Origin of the sequence: Microbacterium sp. NPDC090007 (assembly GCF_044748345.1) — a bacterium.
GTDB lineage: Bacteria > Actinomycetota > Actinomycetes > Actinomycetales > Microbacteriaceae > Microbacterium.
This window is the reverse complement of the sequence record NZ_JBIVFV010000001.1, coordinates 1,751,939-1,774,315: the sequence shown is the minus strand read 5'-3', so window position 1 is coordinate 1,774,315 and position 22,377 is coordinate 1,751,939. Positions and strand designations below refer to the sequence as shown.

At 70.6% G+C, this 22,377-nt stretch carries 31 protein-coding genes; 15 read left to right on the top strand and 16 right to left on the bottom strand.

Annotated features, from left to right (window positions below; translation table 11 throughout):
* Positions 1–70 precede the first annotated feature (70 nt).
* Genes ACIPVB_RS08350 through ACIPVB_RS08340 form a run of 3 tightly spaced genes read left to right on the top strand, consistent with a single transcriptional unit; the run spans position 71 to position 2,320 of the window.
* A complete protein-coding gene (locus ACIPVB_RS08350) occupies positions 71–853 on the top strand; it encodes a glycosyltransferase family 2 protein (protein ID WP_400368123.1) in 783 nt (260 codons plus the stop codon).
* The gene (locus tag ACIPVB_RS08345; RefSeq protein WP_400368122.1) at positions 850–1,683 is read left to right on the top strand and encodes an endonuclease/exonuclease/phosphatase family protein; all 834 of its coding nucleotides are present in this window, start codon (positions 850–852) and stop codon (positions 1,681–1,683) included. Before ACIPVB_RS08350 ends, ACIPVB_RS08345 begins: the two co-directional genes overlap by 4 nt.
* A 43-nt stretch (positions 1,684–1,726) precedes the next feature.
* Entirely contained in the window at positions 1,727–2,320 is a 594-nt protein-coding gene (locus tag ACIPVB_RS08340) for a hypothetical protein (protein ID WP_400368120.1), read from the top strand.
* A 231-nt stretch (positions 2,321–2,551) separates the two neighbouring features.
* On the opposite strand, the gene ACIPVB_RS08335 is transcribed toward ACIPVB_RS08340, so the two are convergent.
* Positions 2,552–4,081, bottom strand: coding sequence for a catalase (locus ACIPVB_RS08335; RefSeq protein WP_400368118.1), 1,530 nt, complete (start codon positions 4,079–4,081; stop codon positions 2,552–2,554).
* 177 nt (positions 4,082–4,258) lie between these two features.
* Between ACIPVB_RS08335 and ACIPVB_RS08330 the strand changes: the two genes are divergently transcribed.
* The gene (locus ACIPVB_RS08330) at positions 4,259–4,474 is read left to right on the top strand and encodes a DUF2945 domain-containing protein (RefSeq protein ID WP_400368117.1); all 216 of its coding nucleotides are present in this window, start codon (positions 4,259–4,261) and stop codon (positions 4,472–4,474) included.
* A gap of 110 nt (positions 4,475–4,584) precedes the next feature.
* Here the strand turns inward: ACIPVB_RS08330 and ACIPVB_RS08325 are convergent, their stop codons facing one another.
* Both ACIPVB_RS08325 and ACIPVB_RS08320 read right to left on the bottom strand, forming a co-directional pair.
* Positions 4,585–6,024, bottom strand: coding sequence for a cryptochrome/photolyase family protein (locus tag ACIPVB_RS08325; protein WP_400368115.1), 1,440 nt, complete (start codon positions 6,022–6,024; stop codon positions 4,585–4,587).
* Positions 6,021–6,176, bottom strand: coding sequence for a DUF2256 domain-containing protein (locus ACIPVB_RS08320; RefSeq protein ID WP_144827823.1), 156 nt, complete (start codon positions 6,174–6,176; stop codon positions 6,021–6,023). The genes ACIPVB_RS08325 and ACIPVB_RS08320 overlap by 4 nt, the downstream gene beginning before the upstream one ends.
* Before the next feature lie 111 nt (positions 6,177–6,287).
* On the opposite strand from ACIPVB_RS08320, the gene ACIPVB_RS08315 reads away from it, so the two are divergent.
* Entirely contained in the window at positions 6,288–6,419 is a 132-nt protein-coding gene (locus ACIPVB_RS08315; protein ID WP_400368113.1) for a hypothetical protein, read from the top strand.
* 38 nt (positions 6,420–6,457) lie between these two features.
* On the opposite strand, the gene ACIPVB_RS08310 is transcribed toward ACIPVB_RS08315, so the two are convergent.
* The gene (locus ACIPVB_RS08310) at positions 6,458–6,949 is read right to left on the bottom strand and encodes a pyridoxamine 5'-phosphate oxidase family protein (protein ID WP_400368111.1); all 492 of its coding nucleotides are present in this window, start codon (positions 6,947–6,949) and stop codon (positions 6,458–6,460) included.
* A 56-nt stretch (positions 6,950–7,005) separates the two neighbouring features.
* Entirely contained in the window at positions 7,006–7,344 is a 339-nt protein-coding gene (locus tag ACIPVB_RS08305; RefSeq protein WP_400368109.1) for a biopolymer transporter Tol, read from the bottom strand.
* A gap of 229 nt (positions 7,345–7,573) precedes the next feature.
* On the opposite strand from ACIPVB_RS08305, the gene ACIPVB_RS08300 reads away from it, so the two are divergent.
* The 3 genes from ACIPVB_RS08300 to ACIPVB_RS08290 all read left to right on the top strand — a co-directional run bounded on the left by ACIPVB_RS08300 (position 7,574) and on the right by ACIPVB_RS08290 (position 9,412).
* Entirely contained in the window at positions 7,574–7,858 is a 285-nt protein-coding gene (locus ACIPVB_RS08300) for a hypothetical protein (protein ID WP_400368108.1), read from the top strand.
* A 16-nt stretch (positions 7,859–7,874) separates the two neighbouring features.
* Positions 7,875–8,078: a cold-shock protein gene (locus tag ACIPVB_RS08295; protein ID WP_013583139.1), complete on the top strand. Its 204-nt coding sequence runs from the start codon at positions 7,875–7,877 to the stop codon at positions 8,076–8,078.
* Positions 8,079–8,209: 131 nt separating this feature from the next.
* Positions 8,210–9,412 (top strand): fatty acid desaturase family protein, encoded by a 1,203-nt coding sequence (locus tag ACIPVB_RS08290; protein ID WP_400368218.1) that lies wholly within the window; start codon positions 8,210–8,212, stop codon positions 9,410–9,412.
* A 63-nt stretch (positions 9,413–9,475) separates the two neighbouring features.
* Here ACIPVB_RS08290 and ACIPVB_RS08285 read toward each other — a convergent pair whose 3' ends face one another.
* Positions 9,476–9,979 (bottom strand): metallophosphoesterase family protein, encoded by a 504-nt coding sequence (locus tag ACIPVB_RS08285; protein WP_400368105.1) that lies wholly within the window; start codon positions 9,977–9,979, stop codon positions 9,476–9,478.
* 64 nt (positions 9,980–10,043) lie between these two features.
* On the opposite strand from ACIPVB_RS08285, the gene ACIPVB_RS08280 reads away from it, so the two are divergent.
* Positions 10,044–10,442, top strand: a complete 399-nt coding sequence (locus tag ACIPVB_RS08280; RefSeq protein ID WP_400368103.1) for a DUF3054 domain-containing protein — start codon at positions 10,044–10,046, stop codon at positions 10,440–10,442.
* 14 nt (positions 10,443–10,456) lie between these two features.
* Here the strand turns inward: ACIPVB_RS08280 and ACIPVB_RS08275 are convergent, their stop codons facing one another.
* The 4 genes from ACIPVB_RS08275 to ACIPVB_RS08260 all read right to left on the bottom strand — a co-directional run bounded on the left by ACIPVB_RS08275 (position 10,457) and on the right by ACIPVB_RS08260 (position 12,956).
* Positions 10,457–10,975, bottom strand: a complete 519-nt coding sequence (locus ACIPVB_RS08275; protein ID WP_400368101.1) for a glycine cleavage system protein R — start codon at positions 10,973–10,975, stop codon at positions 10,457–10,459.
* 25 nt (positions 10,976–11,000) lie between these two features.
* Positions 11,001–12,248 (bottom strand): MFS transporter, encoded by a 1,248-nt coding sequence (locus ACIPVB_RS08270; RefSeq protein WP_400368099.1) that lies wholly within the window; start codon positions 12,246–12,248, stop codon positions 11,001–11,003.
* Between the two features lie 121 nt (positions 12,249–12,369).
* Entirely contained in the window at positions 12,370–12,585 is a 216-nt protein-coding gene (locus ACIPVB_RS08265; protein WP_400368098.1) for an SCO4848 family membrane protein, read from the bottom strand.
* Positions 12,586–12,614: 29 nt separating this feature from the next.
* On the bottom strand, positions 12,615–12,956 hold the full coding sequence (locus ACIPVB_RS08260; RefSeq protein ID WP_400368097.1) for a TraR/DksA family transcriptional regulator: 342 nt from the start codon (positions 12,954–12,956) through the stop codon (positions 12,615–12,617).
* Positions 12,957–13,008: 52 nt separating this feature from the next.
* On the opposite strand from ACIPVB_RS08260, the gene ACIPVB_RS08255 reads away from it, so the two are divergent.
* Positions 13,009–13,368, top strand: coding sequence for a DUF2834 domain-containing protein (locus ACIPVB_RS08255; RefSeq protein ID WP_400368096.1), 360 nt, complete (start codon positions 13,009–13,011; stop codon positions 13,366–13,368).
* Positions 13,369–13,441: 73 nt separating this feature from the next.
* On the opposite strand, the gene ACIPVB_RS08250 is transcribed toward ACIPVB_RS08255, so the two are convergent.
* The gene (locus ACIPVB_RS08250) at positions 13,442–14,302 is read right to left on the bottom strand and encodes an SDR family oxidoreductase (RefSeq protein ID WP_400368095.1); all 861 of its coding nucleotides are present in this window, start codon (positions 14,300–14,302) and stop codon (positions 13,442–13,444) included.
* A gap of 92 nt (positions 14,303–14,394) precedes the next feature.
* Between ACIPVB_RS08250 and ACIPVB_RS08245 the strand changes: the two genes are divergently transcribed.
* The 3 genes from ACIPVB_RS08245 to ACIPVB_RS08235 all read left to right on the top strand — a co-directional run bounded on the left by ACIPVB_RS08245 (position 14,395) and on the right by ACIPVB_RS08235 (position 16,680).
* Positions 14,395–14,763 (top strand): winged helix-turn-helix transcriptional regulator, encoded by a 369-nt coding sequence (locus ACIPVB_RS08245; protein WP_400368094.1) that lies wholly within the window; start codon positions 14,395–14,397, stop codon positions 14,761–14,763.
* Between the two features lie 8 nt (positions 14,764–14,771).
* Positions 14,772–15,821: an aromatic acid exporter family protein gene (locus tag ACIPVB_RS08240; RefSeq protein WP_400368093.1), complete on the top strand. Its 1,050-nt coding sequence runs from the start codon at positions 14,772–14,774 to the stop codon at positions 15,819–15,821.
* Positions 15,822–15,906: 85 nt separating this feature from the next.
* Positions 15,907–16,680: an LON peptidase substrate-binding domain-containing protein gene (locus ACIPVB_RS08235; RefSeq protein WP_400368092.1), complete on the top strand. Its 774-nt coding sequence runs from the start codon at positions 15,907–15,909 to the stop codon at positions 16,678–16,680.
* On the opposite strand, the gene ACIPVB_RS08230 is transcribed toward ACIPVB_RS08235, so the two are convergent.
* From ACIPVB_RS08230 to ACIPVB_RS08220, 3 genes are all read right to left on the bottom strand, one after another.
* Positions 16,575–17,351 carry an isocitrate lyase/phosphoenolpyruvate mutase family protein gene (locus ACIPVB_RS08230; RefSeq protein ID WP_400368091.1) on the bottom strand — a complete coding sequence of 259 codons (777 nt, stop codon included), beginning with the start codon at positions 17,349–17,351 and terminating at the stop codon, positions 16,575–16,577. The two genes, ACIPVB_RS08235 and ACIPVB_RS08230, sit on opposite strands and share 106 nt — an antisense overlap.
* Complete coding sequence (locus ACIPVB_RS08225; RefSeq protein ID WP_400368089.1) at positions 17,348–18,022, bottom strand: SDR family oxidoreductase; 675 nt, start codon at positions 18,020–18,022, stop codon at positions 17,348–17,350. Before ACIPVB_RS08225 ends, ACIPVB_RS08230 begins: the two co-directional genes overlap by 4 nt.
* Positions 18,023–18,122: 100 nt before the next feature.
* Positions 18,123–18,521: a YchJ family protein gene (locus ACIPVB_RS08220; RefSeq protein ID WP_400368088.1), complete on the bottom strand. Its 399-nt coding sequence runs from the start codon at positions 18,519–18,521 to the stop codon at positions 18,123–18,125.
* A 79-nt stretch (positions 18,522–18,600) separates the two neighbouring features.
* Here ACIPVB_RS08220 and ACIPVB_RS08215 point away from each other — a divergent pair, with 79 nt between their 5' ends.
* On the top strand, positions 18,601–19,512 hold the full coding sequence (locus ACIPVB_RS08215; protein WP_400368086.1) for a 5'-3' exonuclease H3TH domain-containing protein: 912 nt from the start codon (positions 18,601–18,603) through the stop codon (positions 19,510–19,512).
* Between the two features lie 3 nt (positions 19,513–19,515).
* On the opposite strand, the gene ACIPVB_RS08210 is transcribed toward ACIPVB_RS08215, so the two are convergent.
* Together ACIPVB_RS08210 and trpD are read right to left on the bottom strand one after the other, a co-directional pair.
* Positions 19,516–20,508 carry a PHP domain-containing protein gene (locus ACIPVB_RS08210; RefSeq protein WP_400368084.1) on the bottom strand — a complete coding sequence of 331 codons (993 nt, stop codon included), beginning with the start codon at positions 20,506–20,508 and terminating at the stop codon, positions 19,516–19,518.
* A 2-nt stretch (positions 20,509–20,510) separates the two neighbouring features.
* On the bottom strand, positions 20,511–21,572 hold the full coding sequence (gene trpD / locus ACIPVB_RS08205; protein WP_400368082.1) for an anthranilate phosphoribosyltransferase: 1,062 nt from the start codon (positions 21,570–21,572) through the stop codon (positions 20,511–20,513).
* Positions 21,573–21,705: 133 nt separating this feature from the next.
* Here trpD and ACIPVB_RS08200 point away from each other — a divergent pair, with 133 nt between their 5' ends.
* Entirely contained in the window at positions 21,706–22,377 is a 672-nt protein-coding gene (locus tag ACIPVB_RS08200; RefSeq protein WP_400368081.1) for a heme-copper oxidase subunit III, read from the top strand.

Here is a 22,377-nt window from a genome sequence, read left to right as displayed (position 1 = left end):
CAGGCGTCAAGCCGGGAAACGCCCCCGCCGCATCGCCTAGCGTGGGAAGCACTCGTCCCCGGGAGGAAGCGTGCCCCACGACCCTGCGCCAGCGGTCGCGACCGTATCGGTCGTCATCCCCGTCCGTGACGACGCCGTTCATCTCCGACGCTGCCTCACCGCCCTCGGCGCGCAGACCCTGACCCCCGACGAGATCGTCGTGGTCGACAACGACTCCGCCGATGACAGCGCGGCGGTCGCCCGCGCGGCCGGGGCCCGCGTGGTGTTCTGCGCCGCCCGCGGCATCCCCGCCGCCGCCGCCGCCGGTTACGACGCGGCCCGCGGCGACCTCGTCCTGCGTCTCGACGCCGACAGCATCCCCGAACCGACCTGGGTGCGCAGCATGGTCGACGCCTTCCGCGACGACGGGGTGGATGCCGTCAGCGGTGGCGCCGTGTTCCACGACGGTCCCGCCTCCCGACGCGTCGCGATGGCCCGCGCCTTCCTGGGCACTTACGCCGCGTTCGCCGCACCGGCCCTCGGTCACGCTCCGCTGTGGGGCTCGAACATGGCGTTCCGCCGCAGCGCCTGGTGCGACGTGCGCGACGAGGTGCACCTGGACCCCGAGCTGCACGACGACCTCGACCTCGCGTACCACCTCGGTCTCCGTCACCGCATCGGCGTCGTGTCGGGACGGCACATGCGCGTGTCGTCGCGCACGGTGCAACCCCGGCGTTTCGCGCGGTGCTTCCGCCGCGGGGCGGGCACGGTGTTCGCGCACTGGCCCGAGGACATCCCCCCGGCGCGCTGGGTGCGGGTGCTGCGCCGGCGTCGGCGCTCCGCCCTCGTCCCCACCGACGGGGTTCGCGCATGACCGCCGTGCTGTTCTCGGCCGTCCGTGCCCCCGAGCTGCACGTCATGAGCTTCAACATCCGCCGCCGGTTCGACCGGATGACGTGGCCGCCCGCCGACCGATGGCCGATGCGCAAGCAACGCCTGCGCACGTTTCTGAGCGCCAACAAGCCGCATCTGCTCGGCTCGCAGGAAGCCATGCCCGACCAGGCGCAGTGGGTCCAGGACGCACTCGGCTCGCGCTACGGCCGGGTGGGCCTGGGAAGAGGACCGCGCCGCGACGGCGAGGGCACGCCCCTCTTCTACGATCGCGACCGCATCGAGGTCGAGGACTGGGAGCAGGTCGCCCTGTCCGACACCCCCGACGTGGCCGGATCGACCGGCTGGGGCAACACGATCCCCCGCATCGCCGTCATCGCCCGGATGCGGGACCGCGCGACGCAGGCGCGGTTCACCTTCGTCAACACCCACTTCGACGCGTTCTCGGCGCGCGCGCGACGCCGCTCGGCGGCCTGGCTGCACGATCTGGCCGCCCAGCGCACGGGACCGCTGCTGTTCACCGCCGATGTCAACGCGCACGTGCGCTCGAACGAGCTCGCCGAGATGTTCGCCGGGGGCGGGCTCGTCGACACCTGGTCCATCGCCCCCGCGCGGCGGACGGCGGAGTGGGGCTCGTTCAACAACTACCGCCGCCCCAAGCTCGGCGCGCGCCGGATCGATGCCATCCTCGCCAGCCCCGACGTCGGTGTGCGCGCGGTCGGCATCGACCCCCGCCCGACCGGGACGCAGTGGCCGAGCGACCACCTGCCGATCCAAGCGGTGCTGCGTCTTCCCGGGGGCACGACGCCGTGATCGCGCGCGAACCTGCGGGACGAGAGCTCCCCACGAACAGGGGATGCCGATGATCTCCGCGATGATCGCCAACCTGCGCCGCCCGCCACGGACCGCGGTCGAAGTGATCGCCGACGCGGTACGTGCGGGCGCGATCGTGGTGACGCTCGTCGCCTTGTTCACCCTGCCGTTCACGGACTTCGTGGTGCTGTCGATGGCGCTTCCCGCGGTCATGCTGGCACGCATGATCGGCTTGCGCTCGGGCCTGGATGTCGTGACGTGCGTGACCGTGTTCGTCGCGGCGGGCAGCAACGTGATCGATCTGTACCGGTCGTGGACCGGATGGGACCTGATCGTGCACGCGGTGTGCACGGGCGTGCTGGCCGCGGTCGCCCTGGTGCTGCTCGACGACGCCCGCGTGATCGCGCCGACCGGGCGGCGACGCACCCCGATCCTCGTCGCCACGATCGCCGGGCTCGCGCTGAGCGCGGTGTGGGAGATGGTGGAGTGGTTCGGCTACCGCTTCATCACCGATGCGATCTTCGTCACGTACGACGACACCATCGGCGACATGATCGCCGGTGGAGCCGGGGCGCTGGTCGCCGGGGTACTGGCGTCGCGTTTCGCGCTGACGCGCGAGGACCGCGCACCCCTCTGAGGTCGCCTTCTCCGAAAGAATCCGGCGGCGGGTGTCCGGCCGAGGCCGCCGGGGCGCGGGCACGTCCGGCCGGCCTGGCCCGCGCGCAGCGCGGTACCCGATGGAGGGGCGGGCAGCCCGTCGTGGACGCCGTGACGGACCACGGCCCGTCGACGACCGACCGCGCAGGGGCGGACGGATGGTCGACGGGCCGCGGTGCAGACGGTCTCGTGCGAGACCCGGGTCTCGACGTCAGATCTTGCCGGCGACGTCCGTCCCGACGAGGTCGCCGTCCGGGTTCGGCTCGCTCAGCTGCTCGCCGGGAGCAGTCGATCCCTCGAGCGGAGGGAGGCCGGCCTCGACGCGCGCGCCGATCTCGGCATCCACGTTCTTCCAGTACTGCACGGCGCGGTCGCGCACATCGGCGCGCTTCACGCCGCCGACGTGGCCGGTGATCGTCTCGACGAGGCGGTCGCGCTCCTCAGCCGACATGACCTCGCGCACGAGGGTTCCGGCCTGACCGAAGTCGTCGTCCTCGGGGTGCAGGGTCGCTGCCGAGCGCACCAGCTCTCCGTCGCTCTGCCATCCGCCGCCGCCTGCGCGGCGCGGATCGGCCGCGGGCCCGCCAGCCGAGTTCGGCGCGTAGACCGGCACCTCGGGCGGGTTGTACTCGTAGCGCATCGCGCCTTCCTTCGAGTACGAGTGCACCTCGGTGTGGGGACGGTTGACCGGCAGCTGCTGGTAGTTGGTGCCCACACGGTAGCGGTGCGCGTCGGCGTAGCTGAAGATGCGCGCCTGCAGCATCTTGTCGGGGCTGCCGTCGATGCCGGGGACGAAGTTCGACGGCTCGAAGGCGGCCTGCTCGATCTCGGCGAAGTAGTTGCCGGGGTTGCGGTTGAGCTCCATCGTGCCGACCTCGATCTCGGGGTAGTCGCTGTGCGGCCACACCTTGGTCAGGTCGAAGGGGTTGAAGCGGTACGTCTTGGCGTCCTCGTACGGCATGATCTGCACCTTGAGCGTCCACGTGGGGAACTCACCCCGCTCGATGGCGGCGTACAGGTCGCGGATGTGGAAGTCGGCGTCCTGCCCCGCGATCTGGTCGGCCTCGTCCTGCGTGAGGGTCTTGTGGCCGAGGTCGGTGTGGAAGTGGTACTTGACCCAGAAGCGCTCGCCCTCGGCGTTGATCCACTGGTAGGTGTGCGACCCGTACCCGTTCATGTGACGCCACGACGCGGGGATCCCCCGGTCACCCATCAGCCAGGTGACCTGGTGCGCGCTCTCGGGCGAGAGCGTCCAGAAGTCCCACTGCATGGTGTTGTCGCGCAGGTGACTGCCGGGCAGGCGCTTCTGAGAACGGATGAAGTCGGGGAATTTGATGCCGTCCTTCACGAAGAAGACGGGGGTGTTGTTGCCGACGAGGTCGTAGTTGCCCTCGGTCGTGTAGAACTTCAGCGAGAAGCCGCGCGGATCACGCCACGTGTCGGGGCTGCCCTGCTCGCCCGCGACGGACGAGAAACGCGCGAGCATCTCGGTCTCGACCCCCGGCTGGAACAGCGCCGCGCGGGTGTACGCCGAGACGTCGCCCGTGGTGCGGAACGTGCCGAACGCGCCGCCGCCCTTGGCGTGCACGACACGCTCGGGCACGCGCTCGCGGTTGAACTGAGCGAGTTTCTCGATCAGGTAGTGGTCGGTGAGAGCGATCGAGCCATCGGCTCCGACGCTCTGGGAGTGCTCGTCGCTGGCGACGGGGGCTCCGTTGTTCTGGGTGGTCGGCTCGGTCATGGCTCTCCTCGCATCGCGGGCCGCGGGGGCGACCCGTCTCCGACGCTACGCAGACCCTCCGACATCGCGGGGGCATTGCGCGATCGGTCCGGGCGACGTACGGTCCGGGCTGTCAATCCCCCGGGGGCGGGTCCGTCTGCTCGACAGCATGGGCCCACGTCAACGGAAGGAATGCAGATGTCGAAAGATCTGTCGAAGGGCGACCGCGTCAGCTGGGACACCCCGCAGGGACGCACGCAGGGCGAGATCGTGGAGAAGAAGACGAAGGACTTCCAGCACGACGGCCAGAAGTTCACGGCATCCGACGACGACCCGGCCTACCTCGTGAAGTCGGAGAAGTCCGGTTCGACCGCCGCGCACAAGGGTTCGGCGCTGAACAAGCTCAAGAGCTGAACCGCGAGGCGAGCGGAACTCCTGGGTCTCTCGCCGCGTCGGGCTCCGCCCGAGAGCGAAGACGGCGACGAAGCGGTTTCCTCAGGAGTTTCGCCCGCCGCCCGCCGCGCCTACCCTTTCGCGTCCCGCCGCTTGCGCATCTGCGCCAGCGCGAGGCTCAGCCGGTGGTTACCGGCCAGAACGTCCTCGTGACGCTCCAGGAACTCCCAGTACGCCTCGGTGAAGACCGAATCCTTGGCATCCTGGGCCGAAGGCCACCACGAGCCCATCTTCTGCAGATACGCCCCGCCCGAGACGTACGGCTTGGTCGCGACGAAACCGCCGTCGGCGAACTGGCTCATCCCCATCACGTTGGGCACCATCACCCAGTCGTATGCGTCGACGAACAGGGCGAGGAACCAGTCGTTCACCTGCCGCGGGGCGTAGCCCTGCAGCAGGAACCAGTTGCCGAGCACCATCAGGCGTTCGATGTGGTGGGCGTAGCCCCATCGATGCACGCGCTCGAGGACCGTCCGAACCGGGATCGGCAGATCCGCCGGCATCCGCTCCCCCGAGAACCAGTACTTCTGGATCCGCTTCTCGAGGTGCAGCGCGTTGACGTGCTCGAGCTTCGGGTGCGCGCGGTACATGCCGCGCATGTACTCGCGCCAGCCGATCACCTGGCGGATGAACCCCTCCACGGATGCCAGGGGTGCGTCGGTCCGGGTGGCCGCGGCGACGACCTCCTCCACCGTGAGCAGCCCGATGTTCAGCATCGGCGAGATGATCGCGTGGAAGAGAAAGGGCTCGTCGGCCTTCATGGCGTCCTCGTAGCGACCGAAGTCGTGCAGCCGTTCCGCCACGAACACAGCGAGCCAGTCGCGTGCGTCGTCGGGGGTGACGGGCAACCAGAAGTCGGCGGCCGCACCCGGGTGCTCGGGGTACCGCGCATCGACCTCGTCGATCACCGTTCGGGTGATCTCGTCGTGCTCCGGCTGCGGCAGGGGCGGGATCTCGACCCCCTTCTTGGGAAGGGCCTTGCGGTTGTCGGCGTCGAAGTTCCACCGTCGCCCCGCCGGTTTCCCTCCGTCCATCAGGATGCCGGTGCGTCGCCGCTGCCAGTGGTAGAAGTCCTCCATGAGGGGCGTCGGGTGATCGGCGAACCACTCGTCGACGTCTTCTTCGGGCGTGAGGAACAGCCCATCCGACAGGACGTCGGTCTCGACATCGTGGGCCGCGCAGATGCGGGCGATCCGCTCGTCGACGGGGCGATTGGGATCGCTCATCCACGTCAGCTCGGTCACGCGATGGGCCGTCAGCAGCTTCTCGAGTCCCGCCCGGAAGGTCAGGTCGTCGTCGAGCGTGATCCGCCGGACCGTCCGGCCCTCGGCCTCGAGCCGCGCCGCGGTGTGCCGCATCGCCGAGACGAGCAGCACGATCTTGTGCCGGTGGTACGGCAGCTTGGCGAAACGCGGGGCCGACTCGATGAAGAAGAATTCCTCGATGCCGTCGTCGCCGTAGGCCGGGTGGTCCGCGAATTGCTGCGTGGCCAGGATGAGCGCGGCCCTCATGCGTGCCGCCTCTGCGCCGCCGCCTTCGCGCGGCACCCGCGTGAGCAGTACAGCACCTGGTCCCACTGATCGCGTCCGCTCCAGCGCTTGCGGTCGGTGAAGGGCCTGCCGCAATAGGCGCAGGGCTTGGAGCGCACCTCGGGTCGTGACATGGCGACATCGTCGCAAAGACGCGAGCCGGTCACCGGGGGCTTGCGCTGCACACGGCCGGGGTGCGCGCAAGGCCCGTGCACTTCCACGTGTCGACGTGGTCCGTTGTCGTCATGGACACCGCACCCGACCGGCCGACCGACACCGCCGACGAGCCCGACGAGCTCGAGACCGCCGACGCCCCCGTCATCCCCGACACCACCGACGACGACGGCGCCCCCGTCGACAACCCGTCGGGCGGGTGACCCCGCGGCACGGTGCGGCCGCGGGGTCCACGTCGTGCTCAGTCGGTCAGATCGAAGGTCTGCTTCTCGCCACCGCGCGGACGATCGCCCGTCACCTTCGAGGTCACCAGCGCGATGGCCGTGGCCAGACGCCCGCCGGCACTCCCCCAGTACTCGCCGGTCAGGGTGGAGACCTTCAGCAGGGTCACCCCGGGCGACTCCGGACCGTCGGGGAACCACGCCTCCACGCTCGTGGACCACAGGTCCTTGAGCTTGGCGAGGTCGTCGACCACCTCCGCCTCGCCCGCGAGCGACAGCCAGGTGCTGTCGGAGCTGAAGGACAGGCCCACCTTCGGGTCCCGCCGGACGTGCTCGACAGCCGAGGCGTGCGTGCCGACGATGAACCAGAGGTCGCCGTCGGACTCCTTCTCCTGCACGGTGAGCGGGTGGGCGTGCAGGGCACCGTCCTCGGCGCGCGTGGTGACCATGGCGAAGCGGAACTTCTTGAGCAGATCGTTGAGCGTCTCGAGCTCGCTGGCGGTGGATGACATGGGGACTCCCCTTCGTTTCGTGAACCCCCAGCCCACCGTGTCCGCTCCCGCAGGCGCTATGCGTTGACGCCGTCGTCGCCGTCTGCTCTCGGCGGCGCGATCGCATCGAGCTCGTCCAGCGCCTCGCGGGCACGATCCAGGCGCGCTGAGGTCTCGTCGTCCCACCACCGCGGGCCGCGTTCGCCGAGACCGTGCTTGGCGAGGCCGACACGTCGTCGTGCGTCCGCGACGGCCGCGTCGTCCTCGGAGCGCTTGGCCGTGCGCACCGCCGACCGGGCGCGGCCGAGGTGCGATCGCAGCCGTTGAACGATCGGATCGGGCAGGGCCGGGTCGGTCCGGCGCCACCGCCGCCCGTCGATCACGAGCCATCTGTCGTCCTCGTCTGCGGATGCCATGACCCCAGTGCAGCGCAGCAGGGAGGCTCCGACATCACCCGGGCATCTCGCAGGACATCCGTGGTACGGTGAGGATATTCGTTCAGGGACCAGCTTCATCGACGCCCGCCTCATCGCTGAGATGCCGGGCGCACGGCGCCGAGCCGTTTACGAAAGCGTTCCCTCCCTCAATCATCGCGTGCACCGCTCGACGGCATCCGCCCTCGCACCGCACTCGCGGAAAGTCTCTGTGTCTCTGCTTCACCCCTCGCCACTGTCGTGGCGTCAGGCCGATCTCGACGTGTTCGTCGCGACGGCCGGATCCGACTACGCCGGTTTCGTCGGCGCGGCCACCCTGGGCTACGAGGCCCAGGGTCCGCGCGGCGAGAACCTCGGCGTCCACGCGTCCGTCGACGCGGCCCAGGCCGCCGTCGACGGGCATCGCGTCCGCGTCACCGATTCGGTGCCGCGGCGTCCCCGTCCGCTCCGCGTGCGTCGGGGCGGCACCCACGGTCGCGTCTGCGGCCCAACATGAATAAAGGAAGAACACGATGGCCACTGGCACCGTGAAATGGTTCAACTCCGAAAAGGGCTACGGCTTCATCGCTCCCGATGACGGCTCTGCCGACCTGTTCGCGCACTTCAGCGCGATCCAGGGCAACGGCTTCAAGGAGCTCACCGAGGCTCAGAAGGTCGAATTCGACGCCGAGCAGGGCCCCAAGGGCATGCAGGCGGCGAACATCCGCCCCCTCTGAGCTCCGCTCCTCGCAAGCCGGGTGCGTCGCCTCGCGACGCCCCGGCTTGTGCCGTTCACGGGCAGGATCCGGCGCGGATGTTTCCGTTTCCCGTGAGGCTGCTGGGCATGTGGACGTATGCCGAGTCGTCCATACGGCGCCCCGTAGTCTGGCCGAGCCGGGGTAGTCGCCCCGGCTCCCGACCACGGTCATCCCGATCCGAGGAGCAGTCCATCGCTTCCACCATCGTCGAGTCCCGCCTCGGCCCTGTTCGTCAGACCTACTCCGGCACCACGGAATTCCCCCCTCTCACGAAGGCCTACACAGAGCTGTCTCAGGTCGTTCGAGAAAGCGGCTTGCTGGTGCGCACGCCCGTCTTCTACGCCGTCGTCGCCGGCGCGATCGTCCTCGGATTCGCCGGATGCATCACCGGATTCCTCCTGCTGGGCGACAGCTGGTTCCAGCTGCTCATCGCCGCGGCCCTCGGCATCCTGTTCACGCAGGTCGCGTTCCTCGCCCACGAGGCGGCCCACCGCCAGATCTTCGCGTCGGGACCGGCCAACGACCGCCTCGGCCTGTTCATCGGCAACGGCATCGTCGGCATGAGCCGGTCGTGGTGGGCCTCGAAGCACACGCGTCACCACGCCAACCCGAACCGCGTCGACAAAGACCCCGACATCGAGATCGACACGATCTCGTTCCTCGACGTCGACGCCGCCAAGGCGCGCGGCCTGCAGCGCTGGATCACGCAGCGGCAGGGCTACCTGTTCTTCCCCCTGCTCGCCTTCGAGGGCATCAACCTCTACGTGCTGGCGCTGCGCCACCTGTTCTCGCGCGGCGAGATCAAAGGCCGCTGGGGCGAGCTGGGCCTGTTGACGCTCCGGCACGCGATCTTCATCGCACCGATCTTCGTCTTCCTGCCCGTCGGTCTCGCGTTCGCGTTCTTCGGGGTCTCGGTCGCCGTCTTCGGCATCTACATGGGCGCGTCCTTCGCACCCAACCACAAGGGCATGCCGATCATCGCCCCCGGCGCCAAGCTCGACTTCTTCAGCAAGCAGGTGCGCACCTCGCGCAACATCGCGGGCGGCTGGTGGGCCACGTGGCTCATGGGCGGTCTGAACTACCAGATCGAGCACCACCTGTTCCCGAACATGCCGCGGCCGCACCTCAGCCGCGCTCGACTCATCGTGCGCGAGCACTGCCAGACGCTCGACGTCCCCTACGTCGAGACCTCTCTTCTGCAGTCGTACGGCATCGTCATCGCGTACCTGAACCGCGTCGGCCTCGCCGCGCGCGACCCGTTCGAGTGCCCCATGACCTCCTCGACCCGGCACCTCACGGTCGAGAAGGGCTGACGTCGCGCCGAGAGCTGTCCGCACCGAAGGCGTCGCACCCCCGTGGTGCGGCGCCTTCGGCGTTCAGGCGCGCGAGACCTCGTGCGTGCGGACATCGTGGATCCCGCCGTCCGCGAGCGTGAGGGTCATGATCGTGCACGCGGGCTGCCGGCGTCGGTCGGTGGGCGATCCGGGATTGAGCAGGCGCAGGCCCTCCGGGGTGGTGGTGTCCCACGGAATGTGACTGTGACCGAACACGAGCAGGTCGGTGTCGGGAAAGGCGGCATCCATCCTCTTCTCGCGTCCCGCGGCGGCTCCGGTCTCGTGCACGACCGCGACGCGAACGCCCTCGATGACGGCGCGCGCGATCTCGGGAAGACGCGCACGCAGCGCGGGACCGTCGTTGTTGCCCCACACGCCGAGCAGGGGTCCGATGCCGCCGAGTTCGTCGAGCACGCTCTCGTCGACCCAGTCGCCCGCGTGGACGATGAGATCGGCGGCGGAGGCCGCGCGCTGCACCGCCACCGGCAGGGCGCGCGCGCGTTTCGGGACGTGGGTGTCGGCCACCAGGAGCAGGCGCGTAGGCATCGTCCCACGCTAACGACGTCGGCGAGCGTCCGCCCGCACCACCACGGCGCGCGAGAATGGAGTCGTGCCGTCTTCCCGCCGCCTCCTCGTCCTGACCGTCGCGATGGATGCCGTCCTCGTCACCGTGTTCGCCGCGATTGGGCGTGCGACGCACGAGGGCGACGTCCTCGGTTCGTTCGGGAGCGGCCTGCTGACGACCGTGTGGCCGTTCCTGGTCGCCCTCGCCGTGGGCTGGCTCGTCGTCAGAGGATGGCGGGCGCCGCTCGCGCTCGCGCGGACCGGACTTCCCCTGTGGGCGATCACGGTGACGTTGGGCATGGTGCTGCGCGCCGCGAGCGGGCAGGGCACCGCGGTGGCGTTCGTCGTCGTCGCCGCGATCACTCTGGCGGTGTTCCTGCTGGGGTGGCGGGCGATCGCCCTCGTGGTCGTCCGTTCGCGCCGTCGCTCCGTCCGCGCCGACTGACGAACGGGGGGACGTCAGGCCTGGTCGGCGAGCGACACGTCCACCCGGATCTCACTCGCGAGGCGTTCCAACCCGGCCACCAGATCGTCGATGGCGACATCGGCGGGCTCCGTCGCCGTGATGGTCGCTTCGAACAGTCGCCCGCCGGCCATCGCGGCATCCGTGGTCAGCGTCGACATACGCTCGATGCTCGCGCCCCGTGTGCTCAAGGCCGAAGAGACCTCGCGGACGATCCCGGCCCGGTCGTTGCCGACCACGTCGAAGGTGACCGATCGTGCCGACGGGACCGGCGCCGCAGCCCACCCGGCGTGCACGGTCACGGTGAGCGTTCCGGCCAGGCCCTCGAGGGCCGCGCGCAGATCACCGGCACGGTCCGCGGCGATCGAGATCTCGACGATGCCGGCGAACGCCCCCGCGAGCTCGGCGAGTTCGCTGTTCTCCCAGTTTCCTCCGTGAGCGTCGACGATGTCGGCGACGGCGGACACCAGTCCCGCTCGGTCGTCTCCGACGAGGGTGAGGACGAGGGTGGTCATGCCGACAGCGTAGCCAGGAAGGGACTCAGACGGTCGAGGCCCCGGCGTCCCATCGCCGTGTCGCGGCCGCGTTGAGCACTGCTGTCGCCAGCACGAACGCCGCCGCCGCCGCCGGGAACAGCATGGCCGCATCGACCGAGACGCTCTCGGCCAACGCCCCCGTCGCCGCCGACGACAACGCCTGCGCGAGCGTCAGGGCCGAGGCGAGCAACGTCATGGTCGAGGCGGACCGCCCGCGCGGCGCGCGAAGACCCGCGAGGCTGAACACCGTGACCAGCGAGGGTCCTACCCCGATCCCCATGAGGCACAGCACGATCGTGACGGTCACCACCGACCCGCCCACCGTGTAGGCCCCCGCCGACGCGGCGAGGATCGCGGCGAACAGCACGAGTCGCCAGCGCAGCGCGAACCGTTCCGGCAGCAGTGCCACCGCCAGCGCCAGCACCGCCGAACCGACCCCCATCACCCCGTACAGCAGGGCACCGGCTTCGGGTGCGCCCTGTGCCTCCATGAAGGCCGTCAGCGAGGTCAAGGTCGATCCGAAGAACAGTCCCACTCCGAACACCGCCGCCACCAGCACCGTCATCCTCGGGCGCAGCAGTTCGCGCGCGGGAGCCATCTCGGCGCGCTCCGAACGCGCCGGCACAGCGCGGCCGGTCGGGTGCAGGGCGAAGGCCGTGACGAACACGAAGCTCAGCACGGCGGCCCCCGCGATGGGGGCCCACGGCGCGATGAGGGCGGCCAGCACGCCCACCACGAACGGGCCGATGACGAAGGCGGTCTCGTCGGCCGCGGACTCGTACGCCATCGCGCGCGAGAACGTGCGTTCACGGCGCTCGGGTCGGACGCGCTCGCCGATCAGCGCCATCACGCGACTGCGCGACATCGCGGCGGTCTGCGGCCCGGTCAGACCGATCGCGGCCGCCGCGACCAGCAGCAGGGCCTCGCCGCTCGGCGACGCGACCACCAGGGGGAAGATCGCCAACAGGATGCCGTTGGCCAGCCCCACCGGGATCAGCACGCGACGCTGCCCGAACCGATCGGCGAGATCGCCCAGGACGGGGCCCGCGACGACGACGCCGAGCCCGACCGCGGCCGAGGTGAGGCCACCCAGGGCGACGGAGCCCCGCAGCGCCACCACGATGGCGAGGACGCCGACGGTCATCATGGCGAACGGCAGCCGGGCGATGAACGCGACCGGGAAGTACCAGAAGCCCGTGTGGTGGACGAGCGGGCGGTCGAGGGCGACGGACGTGGACGCGGGCAGTGACATGGAGCGGTCTCCGGGAGGCGGTGGAACGTGCCGCCTTGCCGAACCGGTAGGTAGGTGCACTCTGTGCGGCGGGAGGATCCCGCGACGACATCCTACCGCGGGTCGGCGCCCCCCGCCCGGGTCAGGACACGAGCGCCGCGACCGCGGCGATGACCGACGCGAGGGCCAGCACCAGCGCGAGGGCGATGAGCACCGTGTGCACGATCAGGAACGCCGTGGCCTTGCCCGCGGCATCCCGTGCCCGGGGGTCCTTCGCGATGCGCGGGTAGAAGCGCGGCCAGACGACCGCGTTGAAGACGGCGTTGGCGAACAGCAGCACGATCAGGAGCGATTCCACCCCTCGAGCCTAGACGCGGACGGTCGCGCTCAGGTCGCGCAGGCGATGCATCGCCGCGCGAAGGGCCGCGCCTCGAGTCGCGCCTCGGCGATCGGACGACCGCACGCCTCGCAGGTGCCGTATGTTCCGGATGCCACGCGCTCGCGCGCGGCACGGATCTCGTCGCGCTCCGCTTCGGCGCCGCGGCGCAGCGCATCGACCTGCGCCCATTCCCCTGACAGCGTCGACCCCTCGGGATCGTGCTCGTCGTCGGCGGTCGCATCGGCCCGGTCATGACGGAGGCTGTCGTCGTCGTCGCGCAGGCGGGACAGGCGCACCTCGATCTCGCGCGCGCGGTCGTCGAGCATGCGCATCGCTGTCACGGCATCCATGCTCCGACGCTAGCCCCCACCTCCGACACCGGGCATGCGCGAGGATCGGCCCATGAGCGAACTCCGACGTCACTGGACGCCCACCGCGGTCGTCTTCCTCGTCCTCTCGATCGCCGGTCTCGTGGGCACGTGGGTCTTCAACGCCTTCGCGATCGTCGAGATGCGCGACTTCATCGGCGATCTCGTCTCCAGCGGCCCCGCGGTGTCGTCGATCACCGTGGACCTGCTCGTGGTGGCGATCGCCGGGAGCATCTTTATCCTCGTCGAGGGGCGTCGTCTCGGCATGCGGTTCGCCTGGCTGTACGTCGTGCTGTCGGGGATCACCGCGTTCGCGTTCACGTTCCCGCTCTTCCTGGCGATGCGTCAGCGGCGCCTGACGGCGCGGGCTGCCGCCCCCGACCGCACCGCGTGAGTCGCCGCGATTCGTCGCTCCCCGCCTGGGCGAAGCGACGAATCGTGGCGACTCACGCCGGGAAGGGTGGGGGTCAGCGGGCGGCGAGGGCCTGACGGAGGGCGTCCTCGAGCGGCGTGGTGGGGCGGCCGATGATGCGCGACAGCGACCCGTCCGTCTGCCCGAGCGCGCCGCGGGCGATCGCCTCGTCGATCCCGGCCACGAACGCCGCCGTACCGGCATCCAGTCCCGCCGCCTGCAACCCCGCGGTGAGCTGCTCCACCGAGACCGCGGTGTACGCCACCGGGCGGCCCAGCACCTCGCTCGCGGCGGCGGCGAGCTCGTCGTAGGTCCAGGCCGCGTCCCCGCCCACCTCGAGCGTGCGCCCGGCCAGGTCGTCGGTGGTCAGGGCCACCGCCGCGGCCTCCGCGTAATCGCGCCGGCTCGCACTCGCGACCCGGGCATCGCCCGCCGCCGCGACGATCTCACCGGTGTCGGCCGCGCGCGCGACGGCGTCGAGATAGTTCTCGGTGTACCAGTTGTTCCGCAGGATCGTGGCCGACAGCCCCGACGCGGCGATCGCCCGCTCGGTGGCGAGGTGGTCGGCGCCGAGGGCGTAGTCGATCTCGTCCACGCGCGGCGCGCTGGTGTAGACGAGTCGCTCGACGCCGGCGGCCGTGGCCGCGGCGATGACGTCGCGATGCCCGGCGACCCGATCGGCATCGGTGCCCGAGATGAGCAGCACACGGTGCACTCCCTCGAGGGCGGGCGCGAGCGTCTGCGGACGCGAGTAGTCCAGTTGGACCACGCGGACGCCGCGTGCGGCGAGGTCGGCGGCCTTCTCCGGCGTGCGGACGCCGGCGACGATGTCGGATGCCGCGATCCCGCGGTCGAGCAGGGCGGTGACGACGAGACGACCGAGGTGGCCGGTGGCGGCGGTGACGAGGAGGGTCATGGAAGTGTCCTTTCGTGGGTACGTCCGTTCCAACCGGGGTTCCCCACATGCATTCCGGAATGCGGGTACCCACTTTCCGGTTAGGTACTCACATGAGCGTCAGTCTTGCCGATCTGCGCGGTGACAATCCTCAGATCTTCTCGGAGGGATGCCCCACGCGCACCGTCCTGGACCACGTGATGGGCAAGTGGGGCATCCTCGTGCTGCTCGCCCTATCCGACGGCACGCAGCGGTGGGGCGTTCTGCGCCGCAACGTCGCCGGGATCAGCGAGAAGATGCTCGCCAGCACCTTGAAGACCCTCGAGGCCGACTCCCTCGTGCGCCGCACCGCGTACCCCGAGGTCCCCCCGCGCGTCGAGTACGCCTTGACACCCCTGGGACGCGACCTGATGGTGCGGGTGCTCCCCCTGATGGAATGGGTCGCCGATCACGCCGACGACATCGTGGATCGGAGCGAGTGATCGTGCGGATGCCCGACCTCCGCACCGTGCGCGGCAGTCTGAACGTCCGCGCCCCGCGTCGCGTGCCGCTGCTGCAGGTGGCGAAATCCGCGCTCGCGATCGTCGCGGCGTGGCTCGTCGCGGGATGGCTCGTGCAGGGCCCGCCGCCCATCTTCGCGGCCATCGCCGCCCTGTTGGTGGTGCAACCGAGCATCAACCAGTCCTTCACCCGGGCGGTCGAGCGCAGCGTGGGCGTCATCCTGGGCGTCGTCATCGCCGCGGGGCTCGGCCTCGTCTTCGGCTCTCAGCCCTGGGTGGCGCTGCTGTCGGCCGGGGTGGCGCTCGCGGTGGCGTGGGCCGCGCGCATCTCGCCGGGGGCCACCAACCAGATCGCGATCAGTGCGCTGCTGGTGCTCGCGCTCGGCACCGCCACGCCCAACTACGCCCTCGACCGCGTGCTCGAGACCCTCATCGGCGCGGCGATGGGCATCGTGGTCAACGCGGTGCTCGTTCCCCCCGTGCTCGTTCCCGCCGCACACGAGAAGGTCGACGTGCTCGGCCGCGAGCTCGCCGCCGCTCTCGAGCGCCTGGCCGAGGCCCTCGAGACGCCGCAGACGCCCGCGTCGCTGGAGGGATTGCTGCTCGAGGCGCGGCTGCTGCGGCCGGTGCGGGATGCCGCAGCCGACGCGATCCGCGACGGCGCCGACTCGCTGGCCCTGAACCCCCGCAGCGGTCGGCACCGAGCAGAGCTCGCCGGGATGGACGACCTGCTCGAGCGTTTCAGCCCCGTCGTGACGCAGACGGTCGGCATGACGCGCGCCGTGTACGACGGCTACGAGCGGTCGATCGCCGACGAACCCGCCGTTCGCGCCATCGCGGAGCAACTGCACCGCGCCGCGCACGATGTGCGCCTCGCGTTCGCGCTCGACGCGGGCCCCGAGCACGTCGTCGACGCCGAACCCGCCCTCACCCGGCCGCTCCAGATCCAGACGCCGTCGCCGCTGCACTGGGTGCTCGTGGGATCGCTGCTGATGGACCTGCACAGGGTGCACGAGAGCCTGCGTGACGGCGAGGCGTGAGCGCGTCCCGCGTCCGCCCGGCGGGACAGGCGGGCAATCTCACCCGAGCGACCCTCGTGGCGGCCCGCGCTGGTTGACTGGGCGTATGGGTACCGCGATGTTCCCCCTCGGAGCCGTCCTCTTCCCGCACACGCCCCTGGCGTTGCGCATCTTCGAGGAGCGGTATCTGATCATGCTGGGACGACTGCTCGACGAGGACGACCCGGCCTTCGGCGTCGTGCTGATCGAGCGCGGGTCCGAGACCGGCGGGGGCGACCAGCGCTTCCGGCTCGGGACCATGGCGCAGCTCAGTCACGTCGTCCCGCAGGCGGGGCAGATGCAGATCGTCGCGCGGGGTACCGAGCGCTTCGAGATCGTCGGCTGGCTCGACGACGACCCCTACCCCCGCGCCGAGGTCGAAGCCCTCCCCGACCTGGAGTGGAATGACGCCCTTCTCCCCCTGCTCGACGAGGCGGAGCGGATCGTGCGGCGCGTGCTCGGTCGGGCACAGCAGTTCGGGGGGACGCGCTGGGACCCCGAGGTCGAGTTGTCGGAGGAGCCGCTCCCCCGCGCCTGGCAGGTCGCGGCGATCGCGCCGCTCGGCGAGCTCGACCAGATGGAGCTGCTGCGCTCCGCCACGATGGGCGGGTTGCTGCGCGCGACGATCGATCTGACGCTCGCGGCCGAACCCCTGCTGGGCGACCCCGTCCCCGACGGCGTCATCGTGGTCGACGACGACGCCCCCGGGGGACGAGGACTGACGGCCGGTTCCGCTCAGTTGAGTTCGCGGACCGTCGCGGGGATCTCGCCGTCGCGATACAGGTCGATCGCGAGGTCCTGCAGCGCCGTGAGGGCGACCCGCTGCGTCTGCGGGCCGTAGGAGATGCGGGCCACGCCGAGCGCCTCGTACTCGGCCGCGGTCAGGTTGCCCGGCACGCCGATCACGCTGATCTTGCGCTCGCCGATGCCCTCCACGAGCCGGCGCGTGGTCTCGGCGTCGAGTTTGCCGGGGATGAACACCGAGGTCGCTCCGGCGGCGAGGAAGGCGCGGCCGCGCTCCACGGCATCCGCCACCTTGTCGTCGACGGCGCGATCGGCCCCCTTCAAGAAGACGTCGGTGCGCGCGTTCAGGACGAAGGGGACGCCCTCGGCCTGTCCGGCGGCGATCACGGCCTCGACCGCGGCCACCGCCTCGGCGAGGGGCTTGACCCGGTCCTCGACGTTGGCGCCGACGATCCCCCGGGCGATCGCCCGGCGCGTGGTCTCGCCGGGGTTGCCGAATCCGGCGTCGAGGTCGGCGCTCACGGGCACGTCGACCGCGTCGACGATGCGCCCGACCATGTCGAGCATGAGCTCGAGCGGGATGTTCTCGCCGTCGGGGTAGCCGAAGGTCGCGGCAATGGAGTGCCCCGCCGTGGCGAGGGCTTTCGTCTCGGGCAGGGCTGCGATCGCCTTCGCCGAGACGACGTCCCAGACGTTCACGACACGCAGGATCTCGGGGGCGGTGTGCAGCGCGGCGAGGGACTCGGCGCGGTCACGGGGCGCGGTCATGCGTCATCTCCCTGGTGGCGTGCGGAATCGTCGACGATCGCCTCGGCGATCAGGGTGTCTCCCGCGCCGAAGCGGATGAAGCGTCCGATGCTCGCCGGCTGGACGAGGACCGCGGCCGCTACCGCGGCGACGTCGGCGCGCGAGACCTCGCCCTTGCCCTCGGGGGCGGTGGTGATCCGCCCGGACGGCGGGTCGAGGGTGAGCGTGCCGGGTCCGAGGATCGTCCAGTCCAACTCGCTGGCGCGCAGGTGGTCGTCGGCGGCGAGTTTCGCGTCGGCGTAGGCGAAGAAATCGTCGTCGGGGTCGATCCCGTGGTCGGGCGTCGAACCGATCCACGACACCATGACGAAGCGCCGCACGCCCGCCTTCGCCGCGGCGTCGATCGCGCGCTGCGCGGCATCGCGGTCGACCGCGTAGGTGCGCTCGGCGCTGCCGCCGCCGGCGCCCGCCGACCACACCACGGCATCCGCACCCGAGAAGGCGTCGGCCATCTCGTCGATCCCGGCGTTCTCGACGTCGAGGACCAGCGGCGTTGCGCCGACCTGCTCGATGTCGCTCTTCTGGTCGGGGTTGCGGATGACGGAGGTGGCCTCGTCTCCGCGGTCGGCGAGCAGACGGGCGAGGTGCAGGGCCACCTTGCCGTGTCCGCCGATGATCACGATGCGTTCCATGTCGTTGTCCTCCTCGGGGGTCGGTCGCCAACGACCTTACGCAGGCCCTCCGACACGCCCGTGCGGGGTTGACGCCCTCGCGCGAGCGCTCTGATGCGTCTCAGTCCACGTCGCCGTCGACGTAGACCCAGCGCCCCGCGCGACGCACGAACCGGCTCCGCTCGTGCAGTCGGCCCGCCTCGCCCGCGTGCCACCACGTCGCACGGAACTCCACGACCGCGGCATCCACGTCTTCGTGCGCCTCGACGATGTCGAGCCCGGTCCACCGCGTGCCGTCGTCCGCCTCGATCCGGTCGGGTCGGGTGCGCGGATGCCACGACCTCGCCAGGTGCGCCGTATCGCCGAGCGCGAACGCGGTGTAGCGCGAGCGCATCAACCGCTCGGCGCTCGGCGCGGGCGCACCGTCGAGGATCGGCCCGCAGCAGGATGCGAACGCTCCCCCGCCGCACGGGCACACGGCCGTCGCGGACGGGCGGAGGGATGCCGAGCCGAAGGACATCACGCCACTCTAGGTCGCGTCGGCCGGCGCGAGCCGCCGGTACTGCCGGCGAGAAGTCGAGCGTGCCAGGATCGGAACCGTGACCGACCGCCTCATGCTCCTCGATACCGCGTCGCTGTACTTCCGTGCCTTCTACGGCGTGCCCGACAAGGTGAAGGCTCCCGACGGCACGTCGGTGAACGCGGCGCGGGGTCTGCTCGACATGATCGCCAAGCTGGTGAGCACCTATGCGCCCACGCACCTCGTCGCGTGCTGGGACGACGACTGGCGTCCGGCGTGGCGCGTCGAGCTGTTGCCGAGCTACAAGGCGCACCGCGTCGTGGAGCCGTCGGCCACCGGTCCCGATGTCGAAGAGGTCCCCGATCCGCTCGACGCGCAGCTGCCGGTCATCCGCGCCGCGCTCGAGGTGCTCGGCATCCCGATCGTGGGGACGGGCGCCCACGAGGCCGACGACGTCATCGGAACCCTCGCGACGCGCGCCGACATCCCGGTCGACATCGTCACGGGCGATCGCGACCTCTTCCAGTTGATCGACGACGACCGCGGGGTCCGGGTGATCTACACGGCTCGTGGCATGAGCAACCTCGAGGTCGTCGACGACGCCGCCGTCGTGGCGAAGTACGGCGTGCACGCGGCGCAGTACGCCGACTTCGCCGCCCTGCGTGGCGACCCCTCCGACGGTCTTCCCGGTGTGTCGGGGATCGGCGAGAAATCGGCGGCGTCGCTGCTGAGCGCGGGCGGCTCGCTCGACGGTGTGCGCGACGCGGTCACCGCCGGGACGCTGGGCACCGCCTCCCAGCGGGCGAAGATCGCCGCCGCCGCGGACTATCTCGATGTCGCCCCGACCGTGGTCCGGGTCGTCCGCGACCTCGAGCTCGCCCCCGTCGACGATCGCCTCGCGCCCGTGGACCGCGATGCGGCCGAGGCCCTCGCCGAGAAGTGGAACCTGGGATCCTCGATGACCCGGGCGCTGGCGGCCCTGCCCTCCTGAGGGTCAGCGCGGGCGTTCCAGCCACTCCCGGAGCCGGTCGAGCGGCCAGGTCGTGACGATGCGTTCGGTGGGGACACCGAGCGCCTGCGCCCGCGCGGCGCCGTGATCGAGCAGCGAGAGCTGACCGGGGGCGTGCGCGTCGGAGTCGATAGAGAACAGGCACCCGGCCTCGATCGCCCGTGTCAACAGCTCATCGGGCGGGTCCTGCCGCTCGGGACGCGAATTGATCTCGACCGCCACCCCGCTCTCGGCGCATGCGGCGAACACCGCCTCCACGTCGAACTCCGAGGGCGGACGCGTCCCCCGCGCCCCCTCGACCAGCCGTCCGGTCACGTGACCCAGCACGTCGACGCGTGTGTCCCGCGCCGCGGCGACCAGACGTCTCGTCATGGGCGCGCGCTCCATGCGCAGTTTGGAATGAACGGATGCCACGACCACGTCGAGGTCGCGCAGGAGCTCGTCCTGCTGGTCGAGGGCGCCGTCGTCGAGGATGTCGACCTCGATGCCGGTCAGCAGCGTGAAACCGTCGCCGCGATGACCCCGGACGATCTCGATCTGCGCCCGCAGCCGCTCCGGCGACAGACCGTTGGCGACCGTCAAGCGAGGAGAGTGGTCGGTGAGGGCGAGGTATTCGTGTCCGAGGCCGCGTGCCGCCTCGACCATCGCGTCGATCGACGTCAGGCCGTCCGACCAGTCGCTGTGGCTGTGCAGGTCGCCGCGCAGAAGAGCGCGCACCTCGGCACCCCCCACCGGAGCGGCCTCGGCGCGCAGGGTCGCCAACCGCTCGGGGACCTGGCCGGCCAGAGCCTGCTGGATCACCGCGAACGTGGAGTCGCCGATGCCCGGCCGACGCCGCAGCCCGGGATCTCGCAGGTCGTCGGCACTCAGCCCCTCGATGGCCGCGGCCGCGGTGCGGAACGCCTTGGACTTGTAGCGCGACGACCTCTCCCGCTCGAGCAGATACGCGATCTCGGTGAGGGCGTCGAGCGGGTCCACGATCACTCCGCCAGGTCGCGCGAGGTGTGCACCCAGGCGTCGAGCTTGGCCAGGGCCCGGCCGTCGTCCACCGCCGTCGCTGCGTCGGCCATGGCCTCGGCGAGACGCTCGATGATGGGGCGCTGCACCTCGGCGGCATCCTGGAACAGCCGGAACGACACCAGCCCGGCCGCCGCGTTCAGCAGCACGATGTCGCGGACGGGTCCCGTCTCTCCGGCGAGGACCCGCCGCACCACCTCGGCGTTGTGGTCGGGGGAACCGCCCAGCAGGTCGTCGATGTCGGCGAGGGGGATGCCGAGATCCCGCGGATCCAGGTCGTGCTCGTGAACGTCGCCCCGGCTGATCTCCCACACCCGGCTGTGTCCGGTGGTGGTCAGCTCGTCCAGGCCGTCGTCGCCCCGGAACACCAGCGCGGTGGCCCCGCGCGTGCGGAAGACGCCGGTGATCAACGGCACCCGGTCCAGGTGCGCCACGCCGACCGCGTTCGCCTCGGCGCGGGCCGGATTGCACAGCGGACCGAGGAAATTGAAGACCGTCGGCACCCCCAGCTCGGAGCGCGTGGCCGCGGCGTGGCGGAACCCGGGGTGAAAGGCCGAGGCGAACGCGAAGGTGATGCCCGTGCGCTCGAGCGTCTCGGCCACCTTCTCGGGCGACAGCGTCAGGGCGATGCCCAGCGACGACAGGACGTCCGACGAACCCGACGCGGAGCTCGCGGCACGGTTGCCGTGCTTGACGACGGGGACCCCGGATGCCGCCGCCACCACGGCGGCCATCGTCGAGACGTTGACCGTGCCGTAGCGGTCCCCGCCCGTGCCGACGATGTCCAGCACGTCGGCGCGCACCGGCAGGGGCACAGCGGCTTCGAGAATGGCGTCGCGGAAGCCGACGATCTCTTCGACCGTCTCGCCCTTCGCGCGCAGAGCCATGAGGAACCCGGCCAGTTGCGAGGGGGTCGCCTCGCCCGCCATGACCTTCTTCATCGCCCACGTCGATTCCGACACGCTGAGGTCGGTGCCGGCGAGCAGCGAGGTGAGCAGATCGGGCCAGGCGAAGCGTTCCGACATGCCATGATCCTTTCACACGCGGGTCCGCGCGCCGCGCTGCACCGACCACGAACGGAACCTCCTCCGTACCGGGGATTCCTTGCGGATTCTGAGGCTTCCCTAAGTCTCGACCGTGGAATATCTCATGTTGGGGATGGGAATATTGCGCCCCGGCATCGCGCATAATGGAACGGTGACGACCTCAGCGACGTATTCCCAGGCCGTGCGTGCCGTGAAGCGACCCGACCCGGTCGCCGTGGGCACCATCGTGTGGCTGGGCAGCGAGGTCATGTTCTTCGCCGGCCTCTTCGCGATCTACTTCACCCTGCGCAGCACCTCCGCCTCCCTGTGGGCCGAAGAGACCCAGCTGCTCAACGTCCCCTTCGCGACCGTCAACACGATCATCCTCGTGCTGTCCTCGGTCACCTGCCAGATGGGCGTGTTCGCCGCCGAGCGGTACCAGCCGTACCGCACGGGCACGCGCACCGGCATCCTGAAGTGGGGAATGGTGGAGTGGTTCTACCTCACCTTCATCCTCGGCGCGGTCTTCGTGTCGGGTCAGGTGTGGGAGTACGCGACGCTGATCGCCGAAGGCATGCCCATCAGCGCCAACCCCTACGCCTCGGCCTTCTACCTCACCACCGGCTTCCACGCCCTTCACGTGACGGGCGGCCTCATCGCCTTCCTGCTCGTGATCGGCCGTGCGTACGCCGTGAAGAACTTCGGACGAAAAGAGATGACCACCTCGATCGTCGTGTCTTACTACTGGCACTTCGTCGACGTCGTCTGGATCGCCCTGTTCTTCGTCATCTACTTCCTCAAGTAA